The sequence below is a fragment of the Streptomyces sp. NPDC049687 genome (assembly GCF_044465285.1).
Lineage (GTDB): Bacteria > Actinomycetota > Actinomycetes > Streptomycetales > Streptomycetaceae > Streptomyces.
Genome location: NZ_JBITLN010000012.1, coordinates 43480 through 68725, shown reverse-complemented (window position 1 = coordinate 68725; position 25246 = coordinate 43480). Strand labels below are relative to the sequence as shown.

Annotated in this window: 22 protein-coding genes; 16 read left to right on the top strand and 6 right to left on the bottom strand. The window is 70.8% G+C overall.

The window, feature by feature from the left end; translation table 11 throughout:
* Positions 1-26 precede the first annotated feature (26 nt).
* Positions 27-740 (top strand): hypothetical protein, encoded by a 714-nt coding sequence (locus tag ACIBVL_RS31755; protein WP_399102507.1) that lies wholly within the window; start codon positions 27-29, stop codon positions 738-740.
* A gap of 28 nt (positions 741-768) precedes the next feature.
* Here the strand turns inward: ACIBVL_RS31755 and ACIBVL_RS31750 are convergent, their stop codons facing one another.
* From ACIBVL_RS31750 to ACIBVL_RS31740, 3 genes are all read right to left on the bottom strand, one after another.
* Positions 769-1950 (bottom strand): sulfotransferase family protein, encoded by a 1182-nt coding sequence (locus tag ACIBVL_RS31750; RefSeq protein WP_399102505.1) that lies wholly within the window; start codon positions 1948-1950, stop codon positions 769-771.
* Positions 1951-2067: 117 nt separating this feature from the next.
* A complete protein-coding gene (locus tag ACIBVL_RS31745; RefSeq protein ID WP_399102503.1) occupies positions 2068-4107 on the bottom strand; it encodes a TIM-barrel domain-containing protein in 2040 nt (679 codons plus the stop codon).
* 53 nt (positions 4108-4160) lie between these two features.
* Entirely contained in the window at positions 4161-5177 is a 1017-nt protein-coding gene (locus ACIBVL_RS31740) for a LacI family DNA-binding transcriptional regulator (protein ID WP_399102501.1), read from the bottom strand.
* A 266-nt stretch (positions 5178-5443) separates the two neighbouring features.
* Between ACIBVL_RS31740 and ACIBVL_RS31735 the strand changes: the two genes are divergently transcribed.
* From ACIBVL_RS31735 to ACIBVL_RS31700, 8 genes are all read left to right on the top strand, one after another.
* Complete coding sequence (locus ACIBVL_RS31735) at positions 5444-6253, top strand: endo-1,4-beta-glucanase (RefSeq protein WP_399102499.1); 810 nt, start codon at positions 5444-5446, stop codon at positions 6251-6253.
* A 120-nt stretch (positions 6254-6373) separates the two neighbouring features.
* Entirely contained in the window at positions 6374-8311 is a 1938-nt protein-coding gene (locus ACIBVL_RS31730) for an acyl-CoA dehydrogenase family protein (RefSeq protein ID WP_399102496.1), read from the top strand.
* Positions 8312-8394: 83 nt separating this feature from the next.
* Positions 8395-9645, top strand: coding sequence for a 1-deoxy-D-xylulose-5-phosphate reductoisomerase (dxr, locus tag ACIBVL_RS31725; protein ID WP_399102494.1), 1251 nt, complete (start codon positions 8395-8397; stop codon positions 9643-9645).
* Between the two features lie 8 nt (positions 9646-9653).
* Positions 9654-10946 carry a M50 family metallopeptidase gene (locus ACIBVL_RS31720; RefSeq protein ID WP_399102856.1) on the top strand — a complete coding sequence of 431 codons (1293 nt, stop codon included), beginning with the start codon at positions 9654-9656 and terminating at the stop codon, positions 10944-10946.
* Between the two features lie 201 nt (positions 10947-11147).
* Positions 11148-12305: a flavodoxin-dependent (E)-4-hydroxy-3-methylbut-2-enyl-diphosphate synthase gene (gene ispG, locus ACIBVL_RS31715; RefSeq protein WP_399102492.1), complete on the top strand. Its 1158-nt coding sequence runs from the start codon at positions 11148-11150 to the stop codon at positions 12303-12305.
* Positions 12306-12516: 211 nt separating this feature from the next.
* Positions 12517-13365: a GNAT family N-acetyltransferase gene (locus tag ACIBVL_RS31710; protein ID WP_399102490.1), complete on the top strand. Its 849-nt coding sequence runs from the start codon at positions 12517-12519 to the stop codon at positions 13363-13365.
* Positions 13366-13386: 21 nt separating this feature from the next.
* Positions 13387-13962 carry a GNAT family N-acetyltransferase gene (locus ACIBVL_RS31705; RefSeq protein WP_399102487.1) on the top strand — a complete coding sequence of 192 codons (576 nt, stop codon included), beginning with the start codon at positions 13387-13389 and terminating at the stop codon, positions 13960-13962.
* Positions 13963-14010: 48 nt separating this feature from the next.
* Entirely contained in the window at positions 14011-15714 is a 1704-nt protein-coding gene (locus ACIBVL_RS31700) for a proline--tRNA ligase (protein ID WP_399102485.1), read from the top strand.
* Positions 15715-15837: 123 nt separating this feature from the next.
* Here the strand turns inward: ACIBVL_RS31700 and ACIBVL_RS31695 are convergent, their stop codons facing one another.
* From ACIBVL_RS31695 to ACIBVL_RS31685, 3 genes are read right to left on the bottom strand one after another with little or no spacing between them, the layout of a single operon-like run.
* Positions 15838-16731, bottom strand: coding sequence for an aminoglycoside phosphotransferase family protein (locus tag ACIBVL_RS31695; protein ID WP_399102483.1), 894 nt, complete (start codon positions 16729-16731; stop codon positions 15838-15840).
* Positions 16732-16759: 28 nt separating this feature from the next.
* Positions 16760-17233 carry a ferritin-like domain-containing protein gene (locus ACIBVL_RS31690; RefSeq protein ID WP_399102481.1) on the bottom strand — a complete coding sequence of 158 codons (474 nt, stop codon included), beginning with the start codon at positions 17231-17233 and terminating at the stop codon, positions 16760-16762.
* Positions 17230-17814, bottom strand: a complete 585-nt coding sequence (locus tag ACIBVL_RS31685; RefSeq protein WP_399102480.1) for a hypothetical protein — start codon at positions 17812-17814, stop codon at positions 17230-17232. The genes ACIBVL_RS31690 and ACIBVL_RS31685 overlap by 4 nt, the downstream gene beginning before the upstream one ends.
* 204 nt (positions 17815-18018) lie before the next feature.
* Here ACIBVL_RS31685 and rimP point away from each other — a divergent pair, with 204 nt between their 5' ends.
* The 7 genes from rimP (at position 18019) to truB (ending at position 25094) form a co-directional block, all read left to right on the top strand.
* A complete protein-coding gene (gene rimP / locus ACIBVL_RS31680) occupies positions 18019-18531 on the top strand; it encodes a ribosome maturation factor RimP (protein ID WP_399102478.1) in 513 nt (170 codons plus the stop codon).
* A gap of 2 nt (positions 18532-18533) precedes the next feature.
* Entirely contained in the window at positions 18534-19520 is a 987-nt protein-coding gene (gene nusA / locus ACIBVL_RS31675; RefSeq protein WP_399102476.1) for a transcription termination factor NusA, read from the top strand.
* Between the two features lie 124 nt (positions 19521-19644).
* Positions 19645-19941 carry a YlxR family protein gene (locus tag ACIBVL_RS31670; RefSeq protein WP_399102474.1) on the top strand — a complete coding sequence of 99 codons (297 nt, stop codon included), beginning with the start codon at positions 19645-19647 and terminating at the stop codon, positions 19939-19941.
* 147 nt (positions 19942-20088) lie between these two features.
* Complete coding sequence (infB, locus tag ACIBVL_RS31665) at positions 20089-23190, top strand: translation initiation factor IF-2 (protein WP_399102472.1); 3102 nt, start codon at positions 20089-20091, stop codon at positions 23188-23190.
* Positions 23191-23401: 211 nt separating this feature from the next.
* Positions 23402-23695, top strand: a complete 294-nt coding sequence (locus ACIBVL_RS31660; RefSeq protein ID WP_399102469.1) for a DUF503 domain-containing protein — start codon at positions 23402-23404, stop codon at positions 23693-23695.
* A 47-nt stretch (positions 23696-23742) separates the two neighbouring features.
* Positions 23743-24192 carry a 30S ribosome-binding factor RbfA gene (gene rbfA, locus ACIBVL_RS31655; RefSeq protein ID WP_399102467.1) on the top strand — a complete coding sequence of 150 codons (450 nt, stop codon included), beginning with the start codon at positions 23743-23745 and terminating at the stop codon, positions 24190-24192.
* A complete protein-coding gene (truB, locus tag ACIBVL_RS31650) occupies positions 24189-25094 on the top strand; it encodes a tRNA pseudouridine(55) synthase TruB (protein WP_399102465.1) in 906 nt (301 codons plus the stop codon). Before rbfA ends, truB begins: the two co-directional genes overlap by 4 nt.
* Positions 25095-25246: the final 152 nt, after the last annotated feature.

The window sequence follows — 25246 nt, the reverse complement described above, 5'->3', positions numbered from 1 at the left end:
TTCCCCCCACCCATGGAAGGGACACCATGGCGACACGCACCCTGAGCAGGCTCACCAAGGCCCTGCTCGCCCCCGCCCTCGCACTCGGCGCCACCGTCGGCCTCGCCTCCGCCCCCGCCTCGGCCGCCGTCTGGAGCACCTGCGAGCAGTACGGCAACACCAGCCTGAACGGCTACACCCTCTACAACAACATCTGGGGCTCCGGCGCCGGAAGCCAGTGCTTCTGGGCCAACTCCGGCACCAACTGGGGCGTCTGGGCCAACCACCCCAACACCGGCGGCATCAAGTCCTACCCCAACTCCAAGAAGGTGATCAACAAGACGATCACCTCGCTCGGTTCGCTGACCAGCAGCTACAACGTCACCGTCCCGTCCTCCGGCGCGTACAACACGTCGTACGACATCTGGGACACCGACTACGACTACGAGATCATGCTCTGGGTCAACAAGACCGGAGCGGTCGGTCCGCTCGGCACCTCGCAGGGCAACGTGACGCTCGGCGGCCACACCTGGACCGTCTACAAGGGCAACAACGGCGCGAACGAGGTCTTCTCGTTCGTGCGCACGTCCAACTCCAGTTCCGGCACGGTGAACATCCTCCCGATCCTGAAGTGGATCAAGGACACCAAGGGCTGGTTCGGCAACGAGACCATCGGTGACGTGCAGTTCGGCTTCGAGATCACCTCGTCGTCCGGCGGCCTCGACTTCCAGACCAACAGCGAGACCGTGAGCAGCAGCTGAGGTCCGGGCCGAGGCCGGCCGGCACGCCCTACGGCCGGTCGACCTCGGCCCGCAGCGCGTTGTAGTCGGCGAACGCCGTGTCGACGTCCGAACGGGTCAGGCCGTAACGGGCCAGGTCGTAGCGGTGCGGCCGGGCGCCCTTGGGGCGGGAGACGACCTCGGGGAGCCGGGCCGCGTCGGCGTCGGTCCAGCGGGCGCCGACGGCCTCGTAGAGCTTGGGGGCACCCGTGGCCGGGTCGGAGCCGAGCCAGGAGTACGGGACGTCGATCAGCGCCTCGCGGGGGATCGACGCGCGTGCGGCGAGGCCCCGCGTGACGGAACGGCTCAGCAGCTCCAGCCAGGTGGCGCCGAGCTCGTGCAGGTCCAGGGGGCGCAGGGTGATGGCCATGCCGTGCTCGATCAGGCTGCAGAACGACGGCACGACGGCCGCCGGATCGCGGTGCGTCCACACGATCGTCGCGTCGGGGAAGACGGAGAGCAGCGCGTCGAGGTTCTCGGTGTGCAGGGGGGACTTCAGCACCCAGCGGCGGCGCGGGCGGCCGTACTGGAGGACCTGGTAGATCTGCTTCAGGTAGGCGTAGTCGGCGGTGAAGTCCCGTGCGTAGTGCCGCGCCCGGTACTCGGGGATGCGGGCCTGGGACAGCGGCATGATCGTGTGCGGGAGGGCGAAGGTGCATTCGTCGGGGCCCTCCGCCGTCATCGGGTGGATGTCGCGGTAGCGCGGCGAGAACAGGTTGATCGCGCCGACCATCATGCGAGCGGCCCCGACCGCCTTCTTCCGCTGCTCGGGCGTCCCCTCCAGGTCCGGCGTCAGCAGTTCCCACAAGCGGGGACATCGGTGCTGTCGGGAGAGGGACAGCACGCCGTGCGTGAGGGTGGTGGCGGTACGGGGCAGACCCACGACGAACACCGGGCGCTCGATGGGCTCCTGGGCGATCCGCGGGTGCTCGGCGATCAGCCGCCGGACCCGGGCGCGGTTGGCCAGGTGGCGGCGCACATGGCCCTGCGCCGACCACCAGCCGACCGGGGTGAGGTGCTCGTCCCGGGCCCAGTGGCGCAGCAGGAACCGGAACTCGGCGGTGAACTCCGCGCCCGCCGGACCGGCCTGGGCGGCCAGCCGGTCGAAGGCGCGGTCGGGGGTGCGGCGGGACGCGAATCCGGGCCTGAGCAGGAGATTGGCCAGGGCGAGGGGGAGGGGGCCGGAAGCCACGGCGGCGGTCCTTTCACGAGCGGACGGGGGAGGGTTAGTGCCCCCTCAACTGCCCAGCCATGCCCAGGAGTTGATTCATTTACCGCTCGGTAACCGGTTCTCCCTCCCCCACCGCCGCTATTCGGCCACCGGCAGCCGCGCCCCGTCCCGCAGGAACAGCGGGATCCGCTCCAGCGGAGCGTCCACCGTCACGGCCGTACCGCCCTGATACGTCTCCCCCGTCCAGGCGTCCGTCCAGGTAGCCCCCGCCGGGAGATACGTCGTCCAGGTCGTCGCGCCCGGCTCCAGCACCGGGGCCACCAGCAGGTCCCGGCCGAACAGGTACGCGTCGTCGACCGACCAGGCCGCCGGGTCGTCGGGGAACTCCAGGAACAGCGGCCGCATGGGCGGCAGCCCCTCCTCATGGGCCTCCCGCATGACCTCCAGCACATACGGCTTCAGCCGCTCGCGCAGCCGCAGGTACTTCTCCAGGACCGCGCCGGCCTCCTCGCCGTACGACCACACCTCGTTGGGGCCGCCGGTCATCTCCGGGCCCAGCGGCATCCCCGGGTCGCGGAAGCCGTGCAGCCGCATCAGCGGGGACAGCGCGCCGAACTGGAACCAGCGGACCATCACCTCGCGGTAGGCGGGGTCGTCCGGGTCGCCGCCGTGGAAGCCGCCGATGTCCGTGTTCCACCACGGGATGCCGGAGAGGGCCGTGTTGAGGCCGGCGGCGATCTGGCGGCGCAGGGTCGGGAAGTCGGTGCCGATGTCACCCGACCACAGGGCCGCGCCGTAGCGCTGACTGCCGGCCCACGCCGAGCGGTTGAGGGTGACGACCTCCTCGCCCTCGGCCCGCAGACCCTCGTAGAAGGTGCGGGCGTTGTCGGCCGGATAGATGTTGCCGACCTCCAGGCCCGGGCCCGCCCAGTAGCGCAGGTTCTCCTGGAAACCGGGCTTCAGCTCCGGCTCGCAGGCGTCCAGCCAGAAGGCCGTGATGCCGTACGGCACGAGGTAGTTGTCCCGGATCCTCGACCACACGAACTCCCGGGCCTCGGGGTTCGTCGCGTCGTAGAAGGCCACCTGGACCGTCGACGCGACCTCCTTGTCCGGCCAGTCGGCGTGCGCCATCGGGCCGTACTGGGTGCCGATGAAGTAGCCGCGCTGCTCCATCACCGGGTGGTTCTCGCTCAACGGCGACACCGACGGCCAGACGCTCACCACCAACTTGATGCCCAGCTCGTCCAGTTCACGGACCATCGCCGCCGGGTCGGGCCACTCCTTCGGGTCGAACCTCCACTCGCCCAGGTGCGTCCAGTGGAAGAAGTCGCAGACGATCGCGGAGATCGGCAGGCCCCGGCGCTTGTACTCCCGTGCCACGGACAGGAGTTCGTCCTGGGTGCGGTAGCGCAGCTTGCACTGCCAGAAGCCGGCCGCCCACTCCGGCAGCATCGGCGTCCGGCCCGTCACCGCGCTGTAGCGGCGCTGGCCGTCGGCCGGGTCACCCACGGTGATCCAGTAGTCGATCTGCCGGGCCGAGTCGGCCACCCAGCGGGTCCCGTTCCCGGCCAGCTCCACCCGGCCGATCGCCGGGTTGTTCCACAGCAGGGTGTAGCCCCGGCTGGAGGAGAGGACCGGGATGCAGACCTCGGCGTTGCGCTGTACCAGGTCGAGGACGAGCCCCTTCTGGTCGAACCGCCCGTGCTGGTGCTGGCCGAGGCCGTACAGCTTCTCGTCCTCGTAGGCGGCGAACCGCTGCTCCAGCCGGTGGTAGCCGTTGCCGACGGCCGTGTAGAGCCGTGAGCCGGGCCACCAGAAGTGCGCGCGCTCCTCGGCCAGCACCTCGCCGCCGTCGTCCGTCCGCAGGAAGCGGATCAGGCCCTCGGCGTCGACCTCGACCGTCAGCCCGCCGACGGTCAACTGCCCCCGCCCGTCCTCGGTCTTGATCGTGTACGGCGTCGGCGGGACGTCGGCGAGCAGCGCGCCCGGCATCCCGTCCAGCACGGGACCGCCGAGCCGGGCCCGGACCCGGACCGCGTCCGGACCCCACGGCTCGATACGGAGCGTCTCCTGGCGGCCGCTCCACTCCAGCGCGCCGTCCCGTTCCCGGAAGGTGCCGACGGTGGGGGACGACTGGGCGAGGCTTACCTGGGGCCGGTTTTCGGCAGGCTGATTCACGTGGGGTGCTCCCAAAGGACATAAGGGTGCCCGGAGGGCGACGGAAAGCGGGGTCAGGAGATGACGGCCGGAGCCGGGCCCGTGCTCGCCCGGACCGTCAACTCGGGTGCGATCAGCACGACTTCGTCCTCGCCCCGGCCGTCCAGCTTGGCGACCAGGTGTTCCACGGCGTGCCGGCCCATCTCCTGGGCCGGGATGGCGACCGAGGTCAGCCGCACCGAGGCCTGGACGGCGACCTGCTCGGGGCAGATCGCGACCACCGACACGTCCTCGGGGACGGCACGGCCCTGCTGGCGCAGCAGCGCGAGCAGCGGCTCCACCGCCGACTCGTTCTGCACGACGAACCCGGTCGTGCCCGGGCGTTCGTCGAGGATGCGGGCGAGGGTCACGGCCATCGCGTCGTACCCGCCCTCGCAGGGCCGGTGCAGCAACCGCACGGCCAACTCCCGTGAACGGGACCGGAGTCCGTCGAGTGTGCGCTCGGCGAAACCGGTGTGCCGTTCGTAGACGGCCGGGGCCTCGCCGATGACAGCGATGTCGCGGTGACCCAGCGTGGCGAGGTGCTCCACGCACAGCGCGCCCGTCGCCGCGAAGTCGAGGTCGACGCAGGTGAGGCCGGCGGTGTCGGCGGGCAGCCCGATCAGCACCGACGGCTGGTCGGTCGCCCGCAGCAGGGGCAGCCGCTCGTCGTCGAGCTGGACGTCCATCAGGATCATCGCGTCGGCGAGCCCGCTGCCGGTGACCCGGCGTACCGCGTCGGGGCCCTCCTCGCCGGTGAGCAGCAGGACGTCGTAGCCGTGTGTACGCGCCGTGGTGGCCACCGCGATGGCGATCTCCATCATCACCGGCACATACATGTCGGTGCGCAGCGGGATCATCAGCGCGATGATGTTCGACCTGCTGCTGGCGAGCGCCCGCGCCCCCGCGTTCGGGTGGTAGCCAAGCTCGCGGATGCTCTGCTGGACCCGCTGCCGGGTGGTCGCGGAGATGGACCGCTTGCCGCTGAGGACATAGCTCACCGTGCTCGCCGAGACTCCGGCGTGCTGGGCGACCTCGGCGAGGGTGACCATCCAGCTCTCCAAGTTTGTGAAGCGCTTCGACAGTGCGCAGTGCGAACAGGGGTGGGTGAGGGTGGTTCGACAGTAGCTCCAGCGAAGGTGGCTGTCCATAGGTTGTCGAAGCGCTTCGACAGCGAGTTGTGGCGGATTCGCGGAGAAGGTGCGCTCTGCCTACCACGTGCAAGCGCTCACCAGCGAGAGGAGAGCGGTGCGGCAACCTTTCCGGTCCCTGCGGCCACTGGGGAGACGTCAGCACCATCCGCCCCGGAAGGATCCCCATGCAGCACCGCCGCCCCCGTCTGTCGAAGAAGGCGAAGGCCTTGACCGCCGCCGCCGTCGCCCTCGCGGCGGCCGCCGGTGTCACCGTCGCCCAGGCGGGTGAGTCGAGCAAGAAGTGCACGGCCTTCGACACGGTCACGCTCGGTAAGTACTACGTCAACAACAACCTGTGGGGCCAGGACAAGGGAACCGGCGGCCAGTGCGTCTGGGACAACTCCCTCGCCGGCGACACCATCTCCTGGGGCACCAGCTACACCTGGGCCAACAACGGCAAGGGCACGGACGCGGACGTGAAGTCGTACGCCTCCTCCGTCCTCGGCTGGCACTGGGGCTGGAAGGTCGACAAGGCGAAGACGGGCCTGCCGATCAGAGTCGGCGACCGCAGGAAGGTCACCGCGAGCTGGGAATTCTCACTCCCCGCCAACCCCGGCACCATGAACGTCGCCTACGACCTGTGGCTGCACACCAAGAACACCGCGGACTGGCAGGACCAGCCCACCGACGAGGTCATGATCTGGCTCAACCGCCAGGGTGGCGCGGGCCCGCTGGGCACCAAGTACGGCAGCGTCAGCCTGAACGGCACGATGTGGGACATCTACCAGGGCGACATCGGCTGGAAGGTGTACTCCTTCGTCCGCCGCGCCAACACCACCAAGGCCACCCTCGACCTGGACGACTTCACCCAGGCACTCGTCCGGCGCAAGCTGCTGAGCAACGACAAGTACGTCTCCGGCATCGAGTCCGGCACCGAGGTCTTCAAGGGAACCGGGCGCCTGGACACGAAGTCGTACGCGGTCACCATCGGCTGAGAGGGGCCGAACCGGCTCGCGAGGGGTGGCGGGGTCACCCGGGATCGGGTACCAACGATCGAGTAGCACCCATCGGTAACCGATGTGGCCAACATCCCGATTCGCGGCGAGGTGAGCCTCATGTCCGCACCACCCCTCAAGAAACCCACCGTCACCGAACGTGAGGCACGCCAGGTGGCGGAGGCCGCCCGGGAGCAGGACTGGCGCAAGCCGAGCTTCGCCAAGGAACTGTTCCTGGGCCGCTTCCGCCTCGACCTCATCCATCCCCATCCGCTCCCCACCGACGAGGCCGTCCGGCGCGGCGAGCAGTTCCTGACCAAGCTCCGCGCGTTCGCCGAAACGAAGATCGACGGAGCGCTGATCGAGCGCGAGGCCCGGATCCCCGACGAGGTCGTCGACGGGCTCAGGCAGCTCGGCGCCCTCGGCATGAAGATCGACCCCAAGTACGGCGGCCTCGGCCTCACCCAGGTGTACTACAACAAGGCGCTGGCCCTGGTGGGCTCGGCCAGCCCGGCGGTCGGCGTGCTGCTGTCGGCCCACCAGTCGATCGGCGTACCGCAGCCGCTGAAGCTGTTCGGCACCCCCGAGCAGAAGCAGGCCTTCCTGCCGCGCTGCGCCACCACCGCCATCAGCGCCTTCCTCCTCACCGAGCCGGACGTCGGCTCCGACCCGGCGCGCCTCGCCACGACCGCGGTGCCCGACGGGGACGACTACGTCCTCGACGGCGTCAAGCTGTGGACGACGAACGGCGTGGTCGCCGACCTGCTGGTCGTGATGGCCCGGGTCCCCAGGAGCGAGGGCCACAAGGGCGGCATCACGGCCTTCGTCGTGGAGAGCGACTCGCCCGGCATCACCGTCGAGAACCGCAACGCCTTCATGGGCCTGCGCGGCATCGAGAACGGCGTCACCCGCTTCCACCAGGTCCGGGTCCCCGCCGCCAACCGCGTCGGCCCCGAGGGCGCGGGCCTGAAGATCGCCCTGACGACCCTCAACACGGGCCGGCTCTCCCTGCCCGCGTCCTGCGTGGCCGCCGGCAAGTGGTGCCTGAAGATCGCCCGCGAGTGGTCGACGGCCCGCGAACAGTGGGGCAAGCCGATCGCCCACCACGAGGCGGTCGGCGCGAAGATCTCCTTCATCGCGGCCACCACCTTCGCCCTGGAGGCCGTACTGGACCTGTCGAGCCAGATGGCCGACGAGGACCGCAACGACATCCGTATCGAGGGCGCGCTCGCCAAGCTGTTCGCCTCCGAGATGGGCTGGCGGATGGCCGACGAGCTGGTCCAGATCCGCGGCGGCCGCGGCTTCGAGACGGCCGCGTCCCTGAAAGCCCGCGGCGAACGGGCGGTCCCCGCCGAACAGGTCCTGCGCGACCTGCGCATCAACCGCATCTTCGAGGGCTCCACGGAGATCATGCACCTCCTCATCGCCCGCGAGGCGGTGGACGCCCACCTCTCCGTCGCCGGCGACCTCATCGACCCCGACAAGTCCCTCCAGGACAAGGCCAGGGCGGGTGCGAACGCGGGTGTCTTCTACGCCAAATGGCTCCCCAAGCTCGTCGCGGGGCCAGGCCAACTGCCCTCGTCGTACGGCGAGTTCAAGCACGGCGGCGTGGATCTCTCCCCGCATCTGCGCTTCGTCGAACGCCACGCCCGCAAGCTGGCCCGCTCCACCTTCTACGCCATGTCCCGCTGGCAGGGCCGGATGGAGACCAAGCAGGGCTTCCTCGGCCGGATCGTCGACATCGGCGCGGAGCTGTTCGCCATGAGCGCGGCCTGCGTCCGGGCCGAGCTGCTGCGCTCGCGCGGCGAACACGGCCGCGAGGCCTACCGGCTCGCCGACGCCTTCTGCCGCCAGTCCCGGCTGCGCGTCGACGAACTCTTCACCCGCCTGTGGTCCAACACCGACGACCTGGACCGCAAGGTCGTCAAGGACGTCCTCGCGGGCAGCTACTCGTGGCTGGAGCAGGGCATCGTCGACCCGTCCGAAGAGGGGGCGTGGATCGCGGACACGACCCCCGGTCCCAGTGAACGGGAGAACGTCCACCGCCCGATCAGGTGAGAGACCGCACATACGGTCACAGGGTGTCCTCCTTGGGGGGACACCCTGTCCTGCCGCCCACACGGTGCGGCCACAATGGGGGGATGAGCGACAGTCCAGCCCCCCTCGCCGACCCCCATCTCGTCTACGACCCGGTGGGCGACGGCCCCAAGGACGTGGTGGTCCTCGGCTCCACCGGATCGATCGGCACCCAGGCCGTCGACCTCGTGCTGCGCAACCCGGACCGGTTCCGCGTCACCGGCCTCTCCGCCAACGGCGGCCGGGTCGCCCTGCTCGCCGAGCAGGCCCGCCGACTGCGGGTGAGGACCGTCGCGGTCGCCCGCGAGGACGTGGCACCGGCACTGCGCGAGGCGCTGCGCGCGGAGTACGGCGGCGAGCCGCTCCCCGAGATCCTCGCCGGACCCGACGCGGCCACCCACCTCGCCGCCTCCGACTGCCACACCGTCCTCAACGGCATCACGGGCTCCATCGGCCTGGCGCCCACCCTCGCCGCCCTGGAGGCGGGCCGCACCCTCGCGCTCGCCAACAAGGAGTCGCTCATCGTCGGCGGCCCGCTGGTGAAGGCCCTCGCCAAGCCCGGTCAGATCATCCCGGTGGACTCCGAGCACGCGGCCCTCTTCCAGGCCCTCGCCGCCGGCACCCGCGCCGACGTCCGCAAGCTGGTCGTCACCGCCTCCGGCGGTCCCTTCCGCGGCCGTACGAAGGCGGAACTGGCCGGCGTCACCGTCGAGGACGCCCTCGCCCACCCCACCTGGTCCATGGGCCCGGTGATCACGATCAACTCCGCGACACTCGTCAACAAGGGGCTGGAAGTCATCGAGGCGCACCTCCTCTACGACATTCCCTTCTCGCGGATTGAGGTGGTCGTGCACCCGCAGTCGTATGTCCACTCGATGGTTGAGTTCACGGACGGATCGACACTGGCCCAGGCGACGCCCCCCGACATGCGCGGCCCCATCGCCATCGGCCTCGGCTGGCCGCAGCGCGTCCCCGACGCGGCGCCCGCCTTCGACTGGAGCAAGGCGTCGGCCTGGGAGTTCTTCCCGCTCGACAACGAGGCCTTCCCCTCGGTGAACCTCGCCCGGCACGTGGGCGAGCTCGCCGGCACGGCCCCGGCGGTGTTCAACGCCGCCAACGAGGAGTGCGTGGAGGCGTTCCGAACCGGCGCGCTGCCGTTCAACGGGATCATGGAGACCGTGACGAGGATCGTCGAGGAGCACGGCACCCCGGTGACGGGAACTTCACTCACGGTGCCGGACGTCCTCGAAGCGGAGACCTGGGCGCGCGCCCGCGCCCGGGAACTGACGGCACAGACGGCGGAGGCCCGTGCATGACAACCCTGATGTTCATCCTCGGGATAGTGGTCTTCGCGGTGGGCCTGCTCTTCTCGATCGCCTGGCACGAACTGGGCCACCTCTCCACGGCGAAGATGTTCGGCATCCGCGTGCCGCAGTACATGGTCGGCTTCGGGCCGACCATCTGGTCGCGCAGGAAGGGCGACACCGAGTACGGCATCAAGGCCATCCCGCTCGGCGGATACATCCGCATGATCGGCATGTTCCCGCCCGGTGAGGACGGCCGGGTCACGGCCCGCTCCACCTCCCCCTGGCGCGGCATGATCGAGGACGCCCGATCGGCCGCGTTCGAGGAGCTCCGGCCCGGCGACGAGACCCGCATGTTCTACACGCGCAAGCCGTGGAAACGGGTCATCGTGATGTTCGCGGGCCCGTTCATGAACCTGATCCTCGCGGTCGGCCTGTTCCTCACCGTGCTCATGGGCTTCGGCATCCAGCAGGAGACCACCACCGTCGGCTCGGTCTCGCCGTGCGTCATCGCACAGAGCGAGAACCGCGACGACTGCAAGAAGAGCGACAAGCCCTCCCCGGCCGCGGCCGCCGGCCTGGAGAAGGGCGACAGGATCGTCTCCTTCGGCGGCGTCCGCACCGAGAAGTGGGACACGCTGTCCGACCTCATCCGGGAAAGCGCCGGCAAGGACGTGGCGATCGTCGTCGACCGCGACGGCAAGGACGTCACCCTGCACGCGACCATCGCCACCAACCAGGTCGCCAAGAAGGACGGCTCCGGCGCCTACGTCCAGGGCGAGTACGTCAAGGCCGGCTTCCTCGGCTTCAGCGCGGCCACCGGAGTGGTCAAGCAGGACTTCGGCGAGTCCGTGACCTGGATGACCGACCACGTCGGCGACGCCGTCGACTCCCTCGTCGCGCTGCCGGGCAAGATCCCCGCCCTGTGGAACGCTACCTTCGGCGACGCCCCGCGCGAGCCGGACTCCCCGATGGGCATCGTCGGCGCGGCCCGCGTCACCGGCGAGATCGCCACCCTGGACATCCCCGCATCACAGCAACTGGCGATGGCCGTGTTCGTGGTCGCCGGCTTCAACCTCTCCCTGTTCCTCTTCAACATGCTCCCCCTCCTCCCGCTCGACGGCGGCCACATCGCGGGCGCGCTGTGGGAGTCGCTGCGCCGCAACACCGCGAAGGTCCTGCGCCGGCCGGACCCGGGCCCCTTCGACGTGGCGAAGCTGATGCCGGTGGCGTACGTGGTGGCCGGGATCTTCGTCTGCTTCACGATCCTGGTGCTGATCGCGGACGTGGTGAACCCGGTGAGAATCTCGTAGCCCCACGGCGTTCAGGGCGGCCCGGTGTCCTCGATGCCGGGCCGCCCTCCGTTGAGCAGGTTGCCGCCGACGGGGGTCCCCCCGTCGAGTGGTTCGAGGTGGGGGAGTGCTCGGGCCTGTGCGGGTGCCGTAATCTCGAAGCCTGGAACCCGCCATCGACGGGACCTGGACCTTGATCCACGACTTGGGGTTGCACAGCAGATGACTGCGATTTCTCTCGGCATGCCGTCCGTTCCGACCAGGGTTGCCGAGCGCCGGAAGAGCCGGCAGATCCAGGTCGGCTCCGTGGCGGTGGGCGGGGACGCCCCGGTCTCCGTGCAGTCGATGACCACGACCCGGACGTCCGACATCGGCGCCACCCTCCAGCAGATCGCCGAACTGACGGCCTCCGGCTGCCAGATCGTCCGCGTCGCCTGCCCGACCCAGGACGACGCCGACGCCCTGGCGACGATCGCCCGCAAGTCGCAGATCCCGGTCATCGCGGACATCCATTTCCAGCCGAAGTACGTCTTCGCCGCGATCGAGGCGGGCTGCGCGGCGGTTCGCGTGAACCCCGGCAACATCAAGCAGTTCGACGACAAGGTCAAGGAGATCGCGAAGGCCGCGAAGGACCACGGCACCCCGATCCGCATCGGCGTCAACGCGGGCTCGCTGGACCGCCGCCTGCTCCAGAAGTACGGCAAGGCCACCCCCGAAGCCCTGGTCGAATCCGCCCTCTGGGAGGCCTCCCTCTTCGAGGAGCACGACTTCCGCGACATCAAGATCTCGGTCAAGCACAACGACCCGGTCGTGATGATCGAGGCCTACCGCCAGCTGGCCGCCCAGTGCGACTACCCCCTCCACCTCGGCGTCACGGAGGCGGGCCCGGCGTTCCAGGGCACGATCAAGTCCGCGGTGGCCTTCGGCGCCCTGCTCTCCCAGGGCATCGGCGACACCATCCGCGTCTCGCTGAGCGCCCCGCCCGTCGAAGAGGTCAAGGTCGGCAACCAGATCCTGGAGTCCCTGAACCTCAAGCAGCGCGGCCTGGAGATCGTCTCCTGCCCGTCCTGCGGCCGCGCCCAGGTCGACGTCTACAAGTTGGCCGAGGAGGTCACGGCGGGCCTCACCGGCATGGAGGTCCCGTTGCGGGTCGCCGTCATGGGCTGTGTCGTGAACGGCCCCGGCGAGGCCCGCGAGGCCGACCTCGGCGTCGCCTCCGGCAACGGCAAGGGCCAGATCTTCGTCAAGGGCGAGGTCATCAAGACCGTCCCCGAGTCCAAGATCGTGGAAACCCTCATCGAAGAGGCCATGAAGCTGGCCGAGCAGATGGAAGCAGCGGGCGTCGCGTCGGGCGAGCCGTCGGTGGCGGTGGCCGGCTGAGGGAGCCTTTCGAACGCCGGTCGCGGCAGTCCAGCCCGTCCGGCGTTCGAGGACGAGGCCCCTTCGGGGCCGACGACGGGGGTTTGGGGGCGCCAGCCGCCCAAGGCGGGACGGGGCAGCCGACGGTCACTTCGCAACACCGGGGGCGGCGCGGCAAAGCTTCCGCGGGTACAGTGCGGGGACCAGCAGCCCTGAGTGTGAGGCCCCGCACGTGTTGACCCAGACCACCTCCCGGGTCCTCGACCCGAGCGACCTGGACGCCGCGCTCGCCGTCCTCGACCGCGAGCCGGTGGCCAACGCCTTCGTCACCTCCCGTGTCCAGGTCGCCGGCCTCGACCCGTGGCGGCTCGGCGGCGAGATGTGGGGCTGGTACGAGGACGGCATGCTGACGTCCCTCTGCTACGCGGGTGCCAACCTGGTCCCGATCTGCGCCACCCCCCGCGCGGTCCGCGCCTTCGCCGACCGGGCCCGCAGGGCGGGCCGCCGCTGCTCCTCCATCGTCGGCCCCGCCGAACCCACCGCCCAGCTCTGGCGCCTCCTGGAACCCCACTGGGGCCCCGCCCGCGAGGTCCGCGCCCAACAGCCCCTGATGGTCGCCGACCGCATGCCCGCCGACATCGCCCCGGATCCCTCCGTCCGCCGCATCCGCAAGGACGAGATAGAGACGATCATGCCGGCCTGCGTGGCGATGTTCACCGAAGAGGTCGGCGTCTCCCCGATGGCAGGCGACGGCGGGCTGCTCTACCAGGCCCGGGTCGCCGAACTCGTCGGCTCCGGCCGCTCCTTCGCCCGCCTCGACGACCGGGGCAGGGTCGTCTTCAAGGCGGAGATCGGCGCCGCGACCCCACAGGCCTGCCAGATCCAGGGCGTGTGGGTGGCCCCGGAGTACCGGGGGAGGGGCCTGGCGGCACCGGGCATGGCGGCCGTCCTGCGGTACGCCCTCGCGGACGTGGCACCGGTGGCGAGCCTGTACGTCAACGACTTCAACACCGCGGCGAGAAGGACGTACACACGAGTCGGCTTCCAAGAGGTCGGCGCCTTCATGAGCGTGCTCTTCTGACCCACCTGTAGGCTCCCCGCCATGGATCTCGTCATCGGCCCCCTGGACCTCCCCGCCCACGTGGACGAGGCCCTCGCGGTCCAGGCAGTCGCCTTCGGACTGGGCCCCGACGAAGTGGCGGTCCGCCGCCAGATCGTCCTGCGCCACATGACCTACCCGGGCGCGAAAGCCCTCGGCGCCACCACGGCGCAAGGCCGGCTGGTGGGATTCGTCTACGGCATGCCCAACGACCGCACGCACTGGTGGTCCACCGTCGTGGAGCCCTACCTCCGGGCCCAGGGCAACGACTTCTGGCTCGACGACTCCTTCGTCATCACCGAGCTCCATGTCCACCCCGCCTACCAGAACCGCGGCGCGGGCCGGGCCCTGATCACCACGATCACCGACAGCGCCGACGAACCCCGCTCGATCCTCTCCGCGATCGACACGGAGAGCCCCGCCCGCGCCCTCTACCGCTCCCTCGGCTACGAGGACCTGGCCCGCCGCGTCCTCTTCCCCAGCGCCCCCCGCCCCTACGCGGTGATGGGCGCCCACCTGCCCCTGCTGCGCAGGCAGTCCCCCTCCGCCGGGAATGGATTTCCGGCCGCGCAGGACTGACGGCTAACCTCCTAGCCATCACCCTTACCCGGCAGGAGTACGAGAACCATGGCGAACGCACCGGTCCAGCGCATGTCCCAGTTGATGGCGAAGACCCTGCGCGACGACCCCGCGGACGCCGAGGTCCTCAGCCACAAGCTCCTCGTCCGCGCCGGCTATGTGCGCCGCACCGCGGCCGGTATCTGGTCGTGGCTCCCCCTCGGCAAGAAGGTCCTCGCCAATGTCGAGCGGATCGTCCGTGAGGAGATGGACGCGATCGGCGCCCAGGAGGTGCTGCTCCCCGCCCTGCTGCCGCGCGAGCCGTACGACGCGACCGGCCGCTGGGACGAGTACGGAGCCGAACTCTTCCGCCTGAAGGACCGCAAGGGCGGCGACTACCTCCTCGGCCCGACCCACGAGGAGATCTTCACGCTGATCGTGAAGGACCAGGCGTCCTCCTACAAGGACCTGCCGGTCATCCTCTACCAGATCCAGCACAAGTACCGCGACGAGGCCCGCCCGCGCGCCGGCATCCTGCGCGGCCGCGAGTTCCTCATGAAGGACTCGTACTCCTTCGACACGGAGGACGAGGGCCTCGCCCGGTCCTACGCCCTGCACCGCGAGGCCTACCAGAAGGTGTTCGCCCGTCTCGGCCTCGACTACCGCATCTGCGCCGCGACCGCGGGCGCGATGGGCGGCTCGAAGTCGGAGGAGTTCCTCGCCCCCGCCGAGGCCGGCGAGGACACCTTCGCCGACTGCCCGAACTGCGACTTCGCGGCGAACACCGAGGCGATCACCTACGGGCTGAAGCCGGTGGACGGCTCCGAGGTCCCCGCCCTGGAGGAGATCCCCACCCCGGACACCCCGACCATCGAGACCCTCGCCGCCCACCTGGGCGTCCCGGCCTCCGCCACGCTGAAGAACCTCCTCGTCAAGGTCGACGGCGAGATCGTGGCCGTGGGCGTCCCCGGCGACCGTGAGGTCGACCTGGGCAAGGTCGAGGCGCACTTCGCCCCGGCCGCCGTCGAACTGGTCACCGCCGAGGACTTCGTGGGCCGCCCCGACCTGGTGCGCGGTTACGTCGGTCCGCAGGGCCTCGGGGACAAGGTCAAGTACATCGCCGACCCGCGGGTGGCGCCCGGCACCTCCTGGATCACCGGCGCCAACAAGGAGGGCACGCACGCGAAGAACGTCGTCGCGGGCCGTGACTTCGAGGTCGGCGAGTACGTCGACGTCGTGGTCGTCCAGGAGGGCGACCCCTGCCCGAAGTGCGGCACCGGCCTGAAGCTGGACCGCGCCATCGAGATCGGTCACATCTTCCAGCTGGGCCGCAAGTACGCCGACGCCCTCAAGCTCGACGTCCTCGGCCAGAACGGCAAGCCGGTCCGCGTCACCATGGGCTCCTACGGCATCGGCGTCTCCCGCGCCGTCGCGGCCCTGGCCGAGCAGACCGCCGACGACAAGGGCCTGTGCTGGCCCGCCGAGGTCGCCCCGGCCGACGTGCACGTCGTCGCGGCGGGCAAGGCCCTGCAGACCGAACTCGCCCTCGATGTCTCCGAGAAGCTGCGGGCGGCCGGTCTGCGCGTCCTGGTCGACGACCGGGCCGGGGTCTCCCCGGGCGTCAAGTTCACCGACTCCGAGCTGATCGGCGTACCGAAGATCCTGGTCGCGGGCCGCCGCTCGGCAGAGGGCGTCCTGGAGCTGAAGGACCGCAGGACCGGCGAGCGCGAGGAGCTGACCGTGGACGAGGCGGTCGCCCGCCTCACCGCATGATCTGAAGAGTCGTCGCGGAGAGTTCTGGCGAGGCGTACGGGCGCCTCACCAGAACTCTCTCGGATCGTTCCCCGACCCGTAGTGCGTGACAGAACGTCACGGTCTCCGCTTCTGTTCGGAGCTCTAAAGCCACCCCGCGAACTCCAGCAACAACTCCGCGTCCTTCGGCCGCCCGACCCTGCGCGCCCGAACCCCCGACTCCACGGCCCGGAAGAGACTCCACCCCCGCACCCGCTCCTGATCCAGCTCCAACGACTCCGCCAACTTCCGCACCCGCCGCCGAGTGGTAGCCGGCCCCGACGGCGAGGCGATCAGGTCCTCCACCCGGTCCCGGACCAGCCGCGCCAGATCGAAAGCGCACTCACCCACCACCGGATCCGGCCCCACGGCCACCCACGGCGCCCGCTCGCCCGCCAGCACCTTGCTCTGCCGGAACGTCCCGTGCAGCAACCGCGACTCCGGCGGCGCGGCCAACAACTCCTCCCGGGCCAGGAGAGCCGCGTCCACCAAGGCGCGAACCTCCACGTCGGCGCTCGCCCGCATCGCCTCGGCCTGCCGCCCCGTCCGTTCGGCGACCGTCTCGAATCCGTGCCCCTCCGGCGGCTCCACCCACAGCCGCCGCAACGTCCCCGCCGCCTCCAGCAGCGCCTTCGCCTCCGGCAACGACCGCACCGACACATCCGGATGCAGCCGTTCCAGCAGCAGCACCCCCTCCGTCGCCGGCCCGTCCAGCAGCTGGACGGCGCCCAGACCGCCCCAGTGCGCCAGCGCCGCCCGCTCCGCCTCCGGCCGGAACCGGGGCGGGGCCAGCTTCAGCGCGGCGGGCGCCCCGTCCGCCCGGCGCACCAGGACGACCAGACTCGTCCGGCCACCCGGCACCTGCACCCGCTCGACGGTCAACTCGCGTAGAGCGACGGCCTGTTGGACCGCCTCCGGCAGCTTCTCCAACCAGTCGTCACCGCTCGGTGCCGTCTCACCGAGCGCCCGCACCAGACGCTGCGGCGGTTCGAAAGCCATGCGCGAGTCGTTCCCTTCCGTCTCCCCGTCACACCGTCGGTGTCACCGACGCTCCTGAAGAGGCCGCATCCGTACCGGCCCGCTCCGCGAGCCCAGGGAAGGCTACGCTCCCGCCGCGCCAGCGCACCGCACGCACCGCCGCCTCCCGCAGCGCCCCGGCGGCCTCCCGGCGCCGCTCGTCCCCGGCTGCCCGCACCAGGTCGGAGTACACCCCGGCCACGCGGTCCTCCAGCTCGGCCGCGAGCCGGACCGCCGCCGCCGAGTCCGGCACCGGGAACGGCAGCGCGTAGGCGGCGCTCGCCGCGACCGGCTCGGCACCCAGGCCGCGCACCTCCCGCGCCAGCGCGTCCCGGCGTGCCCGGTGCGCGTCGTAACCCGCCCGTGCCTGCGTGCGCTGCTCCGCGCGGATCCGCCCGCCGACGACGCCATACCCGTACACGGCGGCGTGCTCGGCGGCCAGCGCCGCCTGGAGCGCCGTCAGCTCCCCGCTCGTCCTCGTCATCGGGTCCCCTCCGTCAGCAGATACGCGTGGGCAGCGCCGGCCGCCGCCACCGAGGCCAGCAGCCGGGCCAGTTCGCCCGGGACGTCCATCAGCGCCGCGGTCCTGCTGTCGGCCAGCGTCCGCTCGGCGGCGGCGAGGGAGGCGAGGGCGTCCTTCTCGGTCGCGAGGCCGTTCTTCCCGGGCGTGGGAGGGGCCGAGGGCGCCGCGGAAGCCGGAGGGGCCGTTGGTGACAGCGAAGGGGACGGGGACATCGAAGGGGACGGGGACACCGAAGTCTTCACGCCGCCCCCGAAGGCCTCCACATGCCGTACGACCTCCGCGCGCAGCGGTGCGAGCCGCGGCGTCAGGATCGGATGGGCGGCGAGGACGGCGTCGTACCGCTCCACCAGCCCGGCGCTCTCCCGTGCCGCACGCGCGCGTGCCACCTCGGTGACCGAGGGACTGTCGCTCACGCTCTCCTCGGAGCTGTCGGAGGAGGAGCGGGACGAGCACCCCACGAGCAGCGCGGCACCGGCGACCGACGCGAGCAGGGTTCTTCTGCGCGGCCCGGAGAGGGTGCGCGGCGGGAGCGGGAACGGCACGGCAGACGTCCTCGAGGAACTCGTACGAAAGGAAGACCGAGAAGGGAACGGGGCCCGTGATCACCGTACCTTCGGACTCGGCTGAGCGAGCCCTCCGCCACCCTCCGTACACAGGTGGACGGCAACACTCCCCGCGACCGGATACCCTTTCACCAGACACGCGACCCATCCCACAACAGCACACGCGGCCGAGGAGTCACCCGGATGAGCACCACCCAGAGCGAGAGGCTGCGAGAGCTCCTGGAACCGCTCGTCACCTCCCAGGGCCTGGATCTCGAAGAGATCGCCGTGGACTCCGTCGGGCGCAAGCGCGTGCTGCGTGTCGTCGTCGACTCCGACACCGGGGCGGACCTGGACCAGATCGCCGATGTGAGCCGTGCGCTCTCGGCGAAGCTCGACGAGACGGACGCGATGGGCGAGGGCGAGTACACCCTCGAGGTCGGCACCCCGGGCGCTGAGCGCGCCCTCACCGAGCACCGTCACTACGTGCGCGCCGTGGACCGGTTGGTCAGATTCCAGCTGACCGAGGGGGGCGAGCTGGTCGCCCGGATCCTGAACGTCGACGACGACGGCCTCGACCTCGAAGTGCCGGGCGTGAAGGGCCGTAGGGCCACGACCCGCAGACTCGCCTTCTCCGGCATCGACAAGGCGCGGGTGCAGGTCGAGTTCAACCGCAAGGACAGCGCAGTCAGCAACGAGAAGGAAGAGGAGGCGTAGCCGTGGACATCGACATGAGTGCCCTGCGGGGCTTGGTACGGGAGAAGGAGATCTCCTTCGACCTGCTGGTCGAGGCGATCGAGTCGGCCCTCCTCATCGCCTACCACCGCACCGAGGGAAGCCGCCGACACGCGCGCGTGGAGCTCAACCGGGAGACCGGGCATGTGACCGTGTGGGCGAAGGAGGACCCCGAGGACCTCGAGGAGGGCCAGGAGCCCCGCGAGTTCGACGACACCCCGTCCGGCTTCGGCCGTATCGCCGCCACCACCGCCAAGCAGGTGATCCTGCAGCGGCTGCGCGACGCCGAGGACGACGCGACGCTCGGCGAGTACGCCGGCCGCGAGGGCGACATCGTCACCGGAGTGGTCCAGCAGGGCCGTGACCCGAAGAACGTGCTCGTGGACATCGGCAAGCTGGAGGCCATCCTGCCGGTGCAGGAACAGGTCCCCGGAGAGACGTACCCGCACGGCATGCGGCTGCGGTCGTACGTCGTTCGGGTGGCGAAGGGCGTGCGCGGTCCCTCGGTCACACTTTCGCGCACCCACCCCAATCTGGTGAAGAAGCTCTTCGCCCTGGAGGTGCCGGAGATCGCCGACGGATCCGTCGAGATCGCCGCCATCGCCCGCGAGGCCGGTCACCGCACCAAGATCGCCGTACGGTCCACCCGTTCGGGCCTGAACGCCAAGGGTGCCTGCATCGGCCCCATGGGCGGCCGGGTGCGCAACGTCATGGGCGAGCTGAACGGCGAGAAGATCGACATCGTCGACTGGTCGGACGACCCGGCCGAGATGGTGGCGAACGCGCTGTCCCCGGCCCGGGTCTCGAAGGTCGAGGTCGTGGACCTCGCGGCCCGCTCCGCGCGGGTGACCGTGCCGGACTACCAACTGTCGCTGGCGATCGGCAAGGAAGGGCAGAACGCCCGCCTCGCCGCCCGTCTGACCGGCTGGCGGATCGACATCCGGCCGGACACCGAGCAACCGTCGGAGTGACCCCGGGGCAGGCCGGGGAATAGATCCCGGCCGCCGCCCGCTTAGATCACGTCAGATGTATCGCGGCAACTGTTCGAATCCTGCCCCAAAGGGGTGAGGTGGCCGCGGGGAGGTAGACTTAACTGTGTCTGGCCGGACGCACGCCGGAGCATGCCCTGAACGCACCTGTGTGGGGTGCCGGGAGCGGGCGGCCAAGACGGATCTGCTGCGCATCGTGGCGATCAAGGACGCCTGCGTCCCCGATCCTCGCGGTACGCTGCCCGGCCGGGGTGCGTACGTTCACCCCGCACTGGTCTGTCTCGACCAGGCGGTGCGCCGCCGGGCGTTCACGCGGGCGTTGCGCGCCCCGGGAGCGCTCGACACAAAGGCGTTGCGCCAACACGTCGAGCAGACGACAGTTGCCGACCAGGCGACACCGTAAGAAGCGTCGCGCGGAACGTCCGCGCGGCTCAGGTACCCCGCGAGTTGGAAGTAGGTCGAGATTGCGATGAGCACTCGATGAGCACGCGATGAGTACGCCCATGAAGTAGCGACGGTCCGGACGCAACCCGGACCTAAAAGGAGCGAAGTGGCTAAGGTCCGGGTATACGAACTCGCCAAGGAGTTCGGTGTGGAGAGCAAGGTCGTCATGGCCAAGCTCCAGGAACTCGGTGAATTCGTCCGTTCGGCGTCTTCGACCATCGAAGCGCCCGTAGTCCGCAAACTGACTGACGCCTTCCAGGGCGGTGGCAGCGGCAAGTCCGCCAAGCCCGCCCCGCGCAAGGCCGCCCCCAAGCCCGGCGCGCCCTCCCCGGCGCAGACGGCACGTCCGGGCGCCCCGCGTCCGGCCGCCCCCAGGCCCGCGGCACCCCAGCCGCCCGCGGCTCCGGCCGCCCCGGCTCCGGCCCCGGCCGCCTCGTCGGCCCCCGCGCCGACGGGCCAGGGTCCGCGCCCGGTGCCCGGTCCCAAGCCCGCGCCGCGTCCGGCCCCCGCCGCCCCGGAGTTCACCGCTCCGCCGTCGGCCCCGGCCGCCCCGGCTCAGTCCGGCCCGCGTCCGGCCGCCCAGGGTCCGCGCCCCGGCGCGCCCCGGCCCGGCGGTCGTCCGGGTGGCCCCGGTCAGGACCGTGGCCAGGGCCAGCGTCCGGCCGCCGCACAGGGGCCCCGTCCCGGTGGCGCCGGTGCGCCCCGTCCCGGCGGTGCCCGTCCGGCCGGTCCGCGTCCGGGCAACAACCCCTTCACCTCCGGCGGCAACGCCGGCATGGCGCGTCCGCAGGCCCCGCGTCCGCAGGGCGCGCCCCGGCCGGCCGGCGGCCCCGGTGCCCCCGGCGCCGGCCCGCGTCCGCAGGCTCCCGGTGGTCAGGGCGGCGGTCCCCGTCCCCAGGCTCCCGGTGGCTCGCGTCCGTCGCCGGCCGGAATGCCTCGTCCGCAGGGCGCAGGCCCCGGCGGTCCGCGTCCCGGCGGTCCGCGTCCCAACCCCGGCATGATGCCGCAGCGTCCCGCTGCCGGCCCGCGTCCCGGCGGTGGCCCCGGTGGCCGCGGTCCGGGCGGTGCGGGTCGTCCCGGTGGCGGCGGCGGTCGTCCCGGTGGCGGCGGCTTCGCCGGCCGTCCGGCCGGTCCCGGTGGCGGTGCCCGTCCGGGTGGCGGCGGCGGTTTCGCCGGTCGTCCCGGTGGCGGTGGCCCCGGCGGCGGTGGCGGCGGCTTCGGTGGCGGCGGTGGCCGTCCCGGCTTCGGCGGTCGTCCCGGCGGTCCCGGTGGCCGTGGTGGCACGCAGGGCGCCTTCGGCCGCCCCGGCGGTCCCGCGCGTCGTGGCCGCAAGTCGAAGCGTCAGCGTCGCCAGGAGTACGAGGCCATGCAGGCCCCGTCGGTCGGCGGTGTGATGCTGCCTCGCGGCAACGGCGAGACGATCCGTCTCTCCCGCGGCGCGTCGCTCACCGACTTCGCGGAGAAGATCAACGCCAACCCGGCGTCGCTCGTCGCGGTCATGATGAACCTCGGCGAGATGGTCACCGCGACCCAGTCCGTCTCCGACGAGACCCTCCAGCTCCTCGCGGGCGAGATGAACTACGAGGTTCAGATCGTCAGCCCGGAGGAGGAGGACCGCGAGCTGCTCGAGTCCTTCGACATCGAGTTCGGCGAGGACGAGGGCGACGAGGACGACCTGGTGGTCCGTCCCCCGGTCGTCACCGTCATGGGTCACGTCGACCACGGTAAGACCCGTCTGCTCGACGCCATCCGCAAGACGAACGTCATCGCGGGCGAGGCCGGTGGCATCACCCAGCACATCGGTGCCTACCAGGTCGCGACCGAGGTCAACGACGAAGAGCGCAAGATCACCTTCATCGACACCCCGGGTCACGAGGCGTTCACCGCCATGCGTGCGCGTGGTGCGAAGTCGACCGACATCGCGATCCTGGTCGTCGCGGCCAACGACGGCGTCATGCCGCAGACCGTCGAGGCGCTCAACCACGCCAAGGCGGCCGACGTCCCGATCGTCGTCGCGGTCAACAAGATCGACGTCGAGGGCGCCGACCCGACCAAGGTGCGCGGTCAGCTGACCGAGTACGGTCTGGTGGCCGAGGAGTACGGCGGCGACACCATGTTCGTCGACATCTCCGCCAAGCAGGGTCTGCACATCGACAGCCTGCTCGAGGCGGTCATCCTGACCGCCGACGCCTCGCTCGACCTGCGGGCCAACCCGAACCAGGACGCGCAGGGCATCTCCATCGAGTCCCGTCTCGACCGCGGCCGCGGTGCCGTGGCGACGGTCCTCGTCCAGCGAGGCACCCTGCGGGTCGGCGACACGATGGTCGTGGGCGACGCCTACGGCCGGGTCCGCGCCATGCTCGACGACAACGGCAACAACGTGGCCGAGGCCGGCCCGTCGACGCCGGTCCAGGTCCTGGGTCTGACCAACGTCCCGGGCGCCGGCGACAACTTCCTCGTGGTCGAGGAGGACCGTACGGCCCGCCAGATCGCCGAGAAGCGTGCGGCTCGCGAGCGCAACGCGGCCTTCGCCAAGCGCACGCGCAGGTTCTCCCTGGAGAACCTGGACGCGGCTCTGAAGGCCGGCGAGGTCCAGCAGCTGAACCTGATCATCAAGGGTGACGCTTCCGGTTCCGTCGAGGCCCTCGAGTCCTCGCTCCTCCAGCTGGACGTCGGCGAAGAGGTCGACATCCGCGTCCTGCACCGCGGCGTCGGTGCGGTCACGGAGTCCGACATCGACCTGGCCATGGGTTCGGACGCCATCGTCATCGGCTTCAACGTCCGCGCTGCGGGCCGCGCCCAGCAGATGGCGGAGCGCGAAGGCGTCGACGTCCGGTACTACTCGGTCATCTACCAGGCGATCGAGGAGATCGAGGCGGCCCTGAAGGGTCTCCTCAAGCCGGAGTACGAGGAGGTCGAGCTCGGTACGGCGGAGATCCGCGAGGTCTTCAAGTCGTCCAAGCTGGGCAACATCGCCGGTGTCCTCATCCGCTCGGGCGAGGTCAAGCGCAACACCAAGGCACGCCTCGTCCGCGACGGCAAGGTCATCGCGGAGAACCTCAACATCGAGGGGCTGCGCCGCTTCAAGGACGACGTCACCGAGATCCGCGAAGGGTTCGAGGGCGGTATCAACCTCGGCAACTTCAACGACATCAAGATCGACGACGTCATCGCGACGTACGAGATGCGCGAGAAGCCGCGGGTGTAACACCCCGGGGTTCTGGGTGCCGGGCCGCAGGGACACCGTTCCCCGCGGCCCGGCACCGCGCCGTGTTCCGGAAGCCTGCCGCGTCCACCCGACCCGGGCGGTGGGAAACCCCGTCGAGTCGTCGGCGGGATGGGGGTACCGTTCATGGTGCCCCTGTCCCATACGGCCGACAGGGCCATCGATCCCGTACCGGCGGGTGAACCGGCTACACATGTACGTGGGGACTCTGTCCTTCGACATCCTCCTCGGCGACGTACGGTCGCTGAAGGAGAAGCGCTCCGTCGTCCGCCCCATCGTCGCCGAGCTCCAGCGCAAGTACGCGGTGAGCGCGGCCGAGGTCGACCACCAGGACCTCCACCGCAGGGTCCGGATCGGCCTCGCCGTGGTCTCCGGTGACGCGGAGCACCTGACCGACGTACTGGACCGGTGCGAACGGCTCGTCGCCGGCCGGCCGGAAGTGGAACTCCTGTCGGTCAGACGCCGCTTCCACGGCGAAGACGACTGACCACAGAACGTAGACACGAGAAGCAAGAAAGAACGGGAGACGGACCAGTGGCCGACAACGCGCGCGCCAAGAGGCTGGCGGACCTCATCCGAGAGGTGGTGGCGCAGAAGCTGCAGCGCGGGATCAAGGACCCGCGGCTCGGCTCCCACGTCACCATCACGGACACCCGGGTCACAGGAGACCTCAGGGAGGCGACCGTCTTCTACACCGTGTACGGGGACGACGAGGAGCGGAAGGCCGCCGCCGCCGGGCTGGAGAGCGCCAAGGGCATCCTGCGCTCCGAGGTCGGCCGCGCCGCCGGCGTGAAGTTCACACCGACCCTCGCCTTCGTCGCCGACGCCCTTCCGGACAACGCCCGCACCATCGACGACCTGCTCGACAAGGCGCGGGCCGCCGACGCGAAGGTGCGCGAGGTGTCCGCGGGTGCCGGATACGCGGGCGAGGCCGACCCGTACCGCAAGCCCGGTGACGACGAGACGGACGACACCGCCGAATGAACCGCAAGACCACCGCGCCCGACGGCCTTGTCATCGTCGACAAGCCGTCGGGCTTCACCTCGCACGACGTCGTGGCCAAGATGCGGGGGATCGCCAGGACCCGCCGCGTCGGCCACGCCGGCACCCTCGACCCGATGGCGACCGGCGTCCTCGTCCTCGGCGTGGAGCGGGCGACCAAGCTCCTCGGACACCTGGCGCTCACCGAGAAGGAGTACCTCGGCACGATCCGCCTCGGCCAGACGACCCTGACGGACGACGCCGAGGGAGAGATCACCGCCTCCGTCGACGCCTCCGAGGTCACCCGGGACGCCATCGACGCCGGCATCGCCAAGCTCAGCGGCGACATCATGCAGGTGCCCTCCAAGGTCAGCGCCATCAAGATCGACGGCGTGCGGTCCTACAAGAGGGCCCGTGACGGCGAGGAGTTCGAGATCCCGGCCCGCCCGGTGACCATCTCCTCCTTCGCCGTGTACGACGTCCGGGACGCCGTCGCCGAGGACGGCACGCCCGTCCTGGACCTGATCGTGTCGGTCGTCTGCTCCTCCGGCACCTACATCCGCGCCCTCGCCCGCGACCTGGGCGCGGACCTCGGCGTCGGCGGCCATCTGACCGCCCTGCGCCGCACCCGCGTCGGCCCCTACAAGCTGGACTCGGCGAAGACGCTCGACCAGCTCCAGCAGGAGCTGAGCGTGATGCCGGTCGCCGACGCCGCCGCTGCCGCCTTCCCCCGGTGGGACGTGGACGCCAAGCGCGCCCGGCTGCTCACCAACGGCGTCCGCCTGGAGATGCCCGAGGAGTACGCGGGCGCCGGCCCCGTCGCCGTCTTCGACCCCGAGGGCCGCTTCCTGGCCCTGGTGGAGGAGCAGAAGGGCAAGGCCAAGAGCCTGGCCGTGCTGAGCTGAGCCGACCCCGGCGGTCGGCGCGGGGGCCGCTTTGCCCGTGGAGCGGCGGACACGGGGTGATCCATCGCCCCGCCGCTCCACGGTCCCCCCTCGGTTCCCCCACCCCTAGGTGTATCCAACGTCTGACGTTCATTCACCCGTCCGGGCAGGCG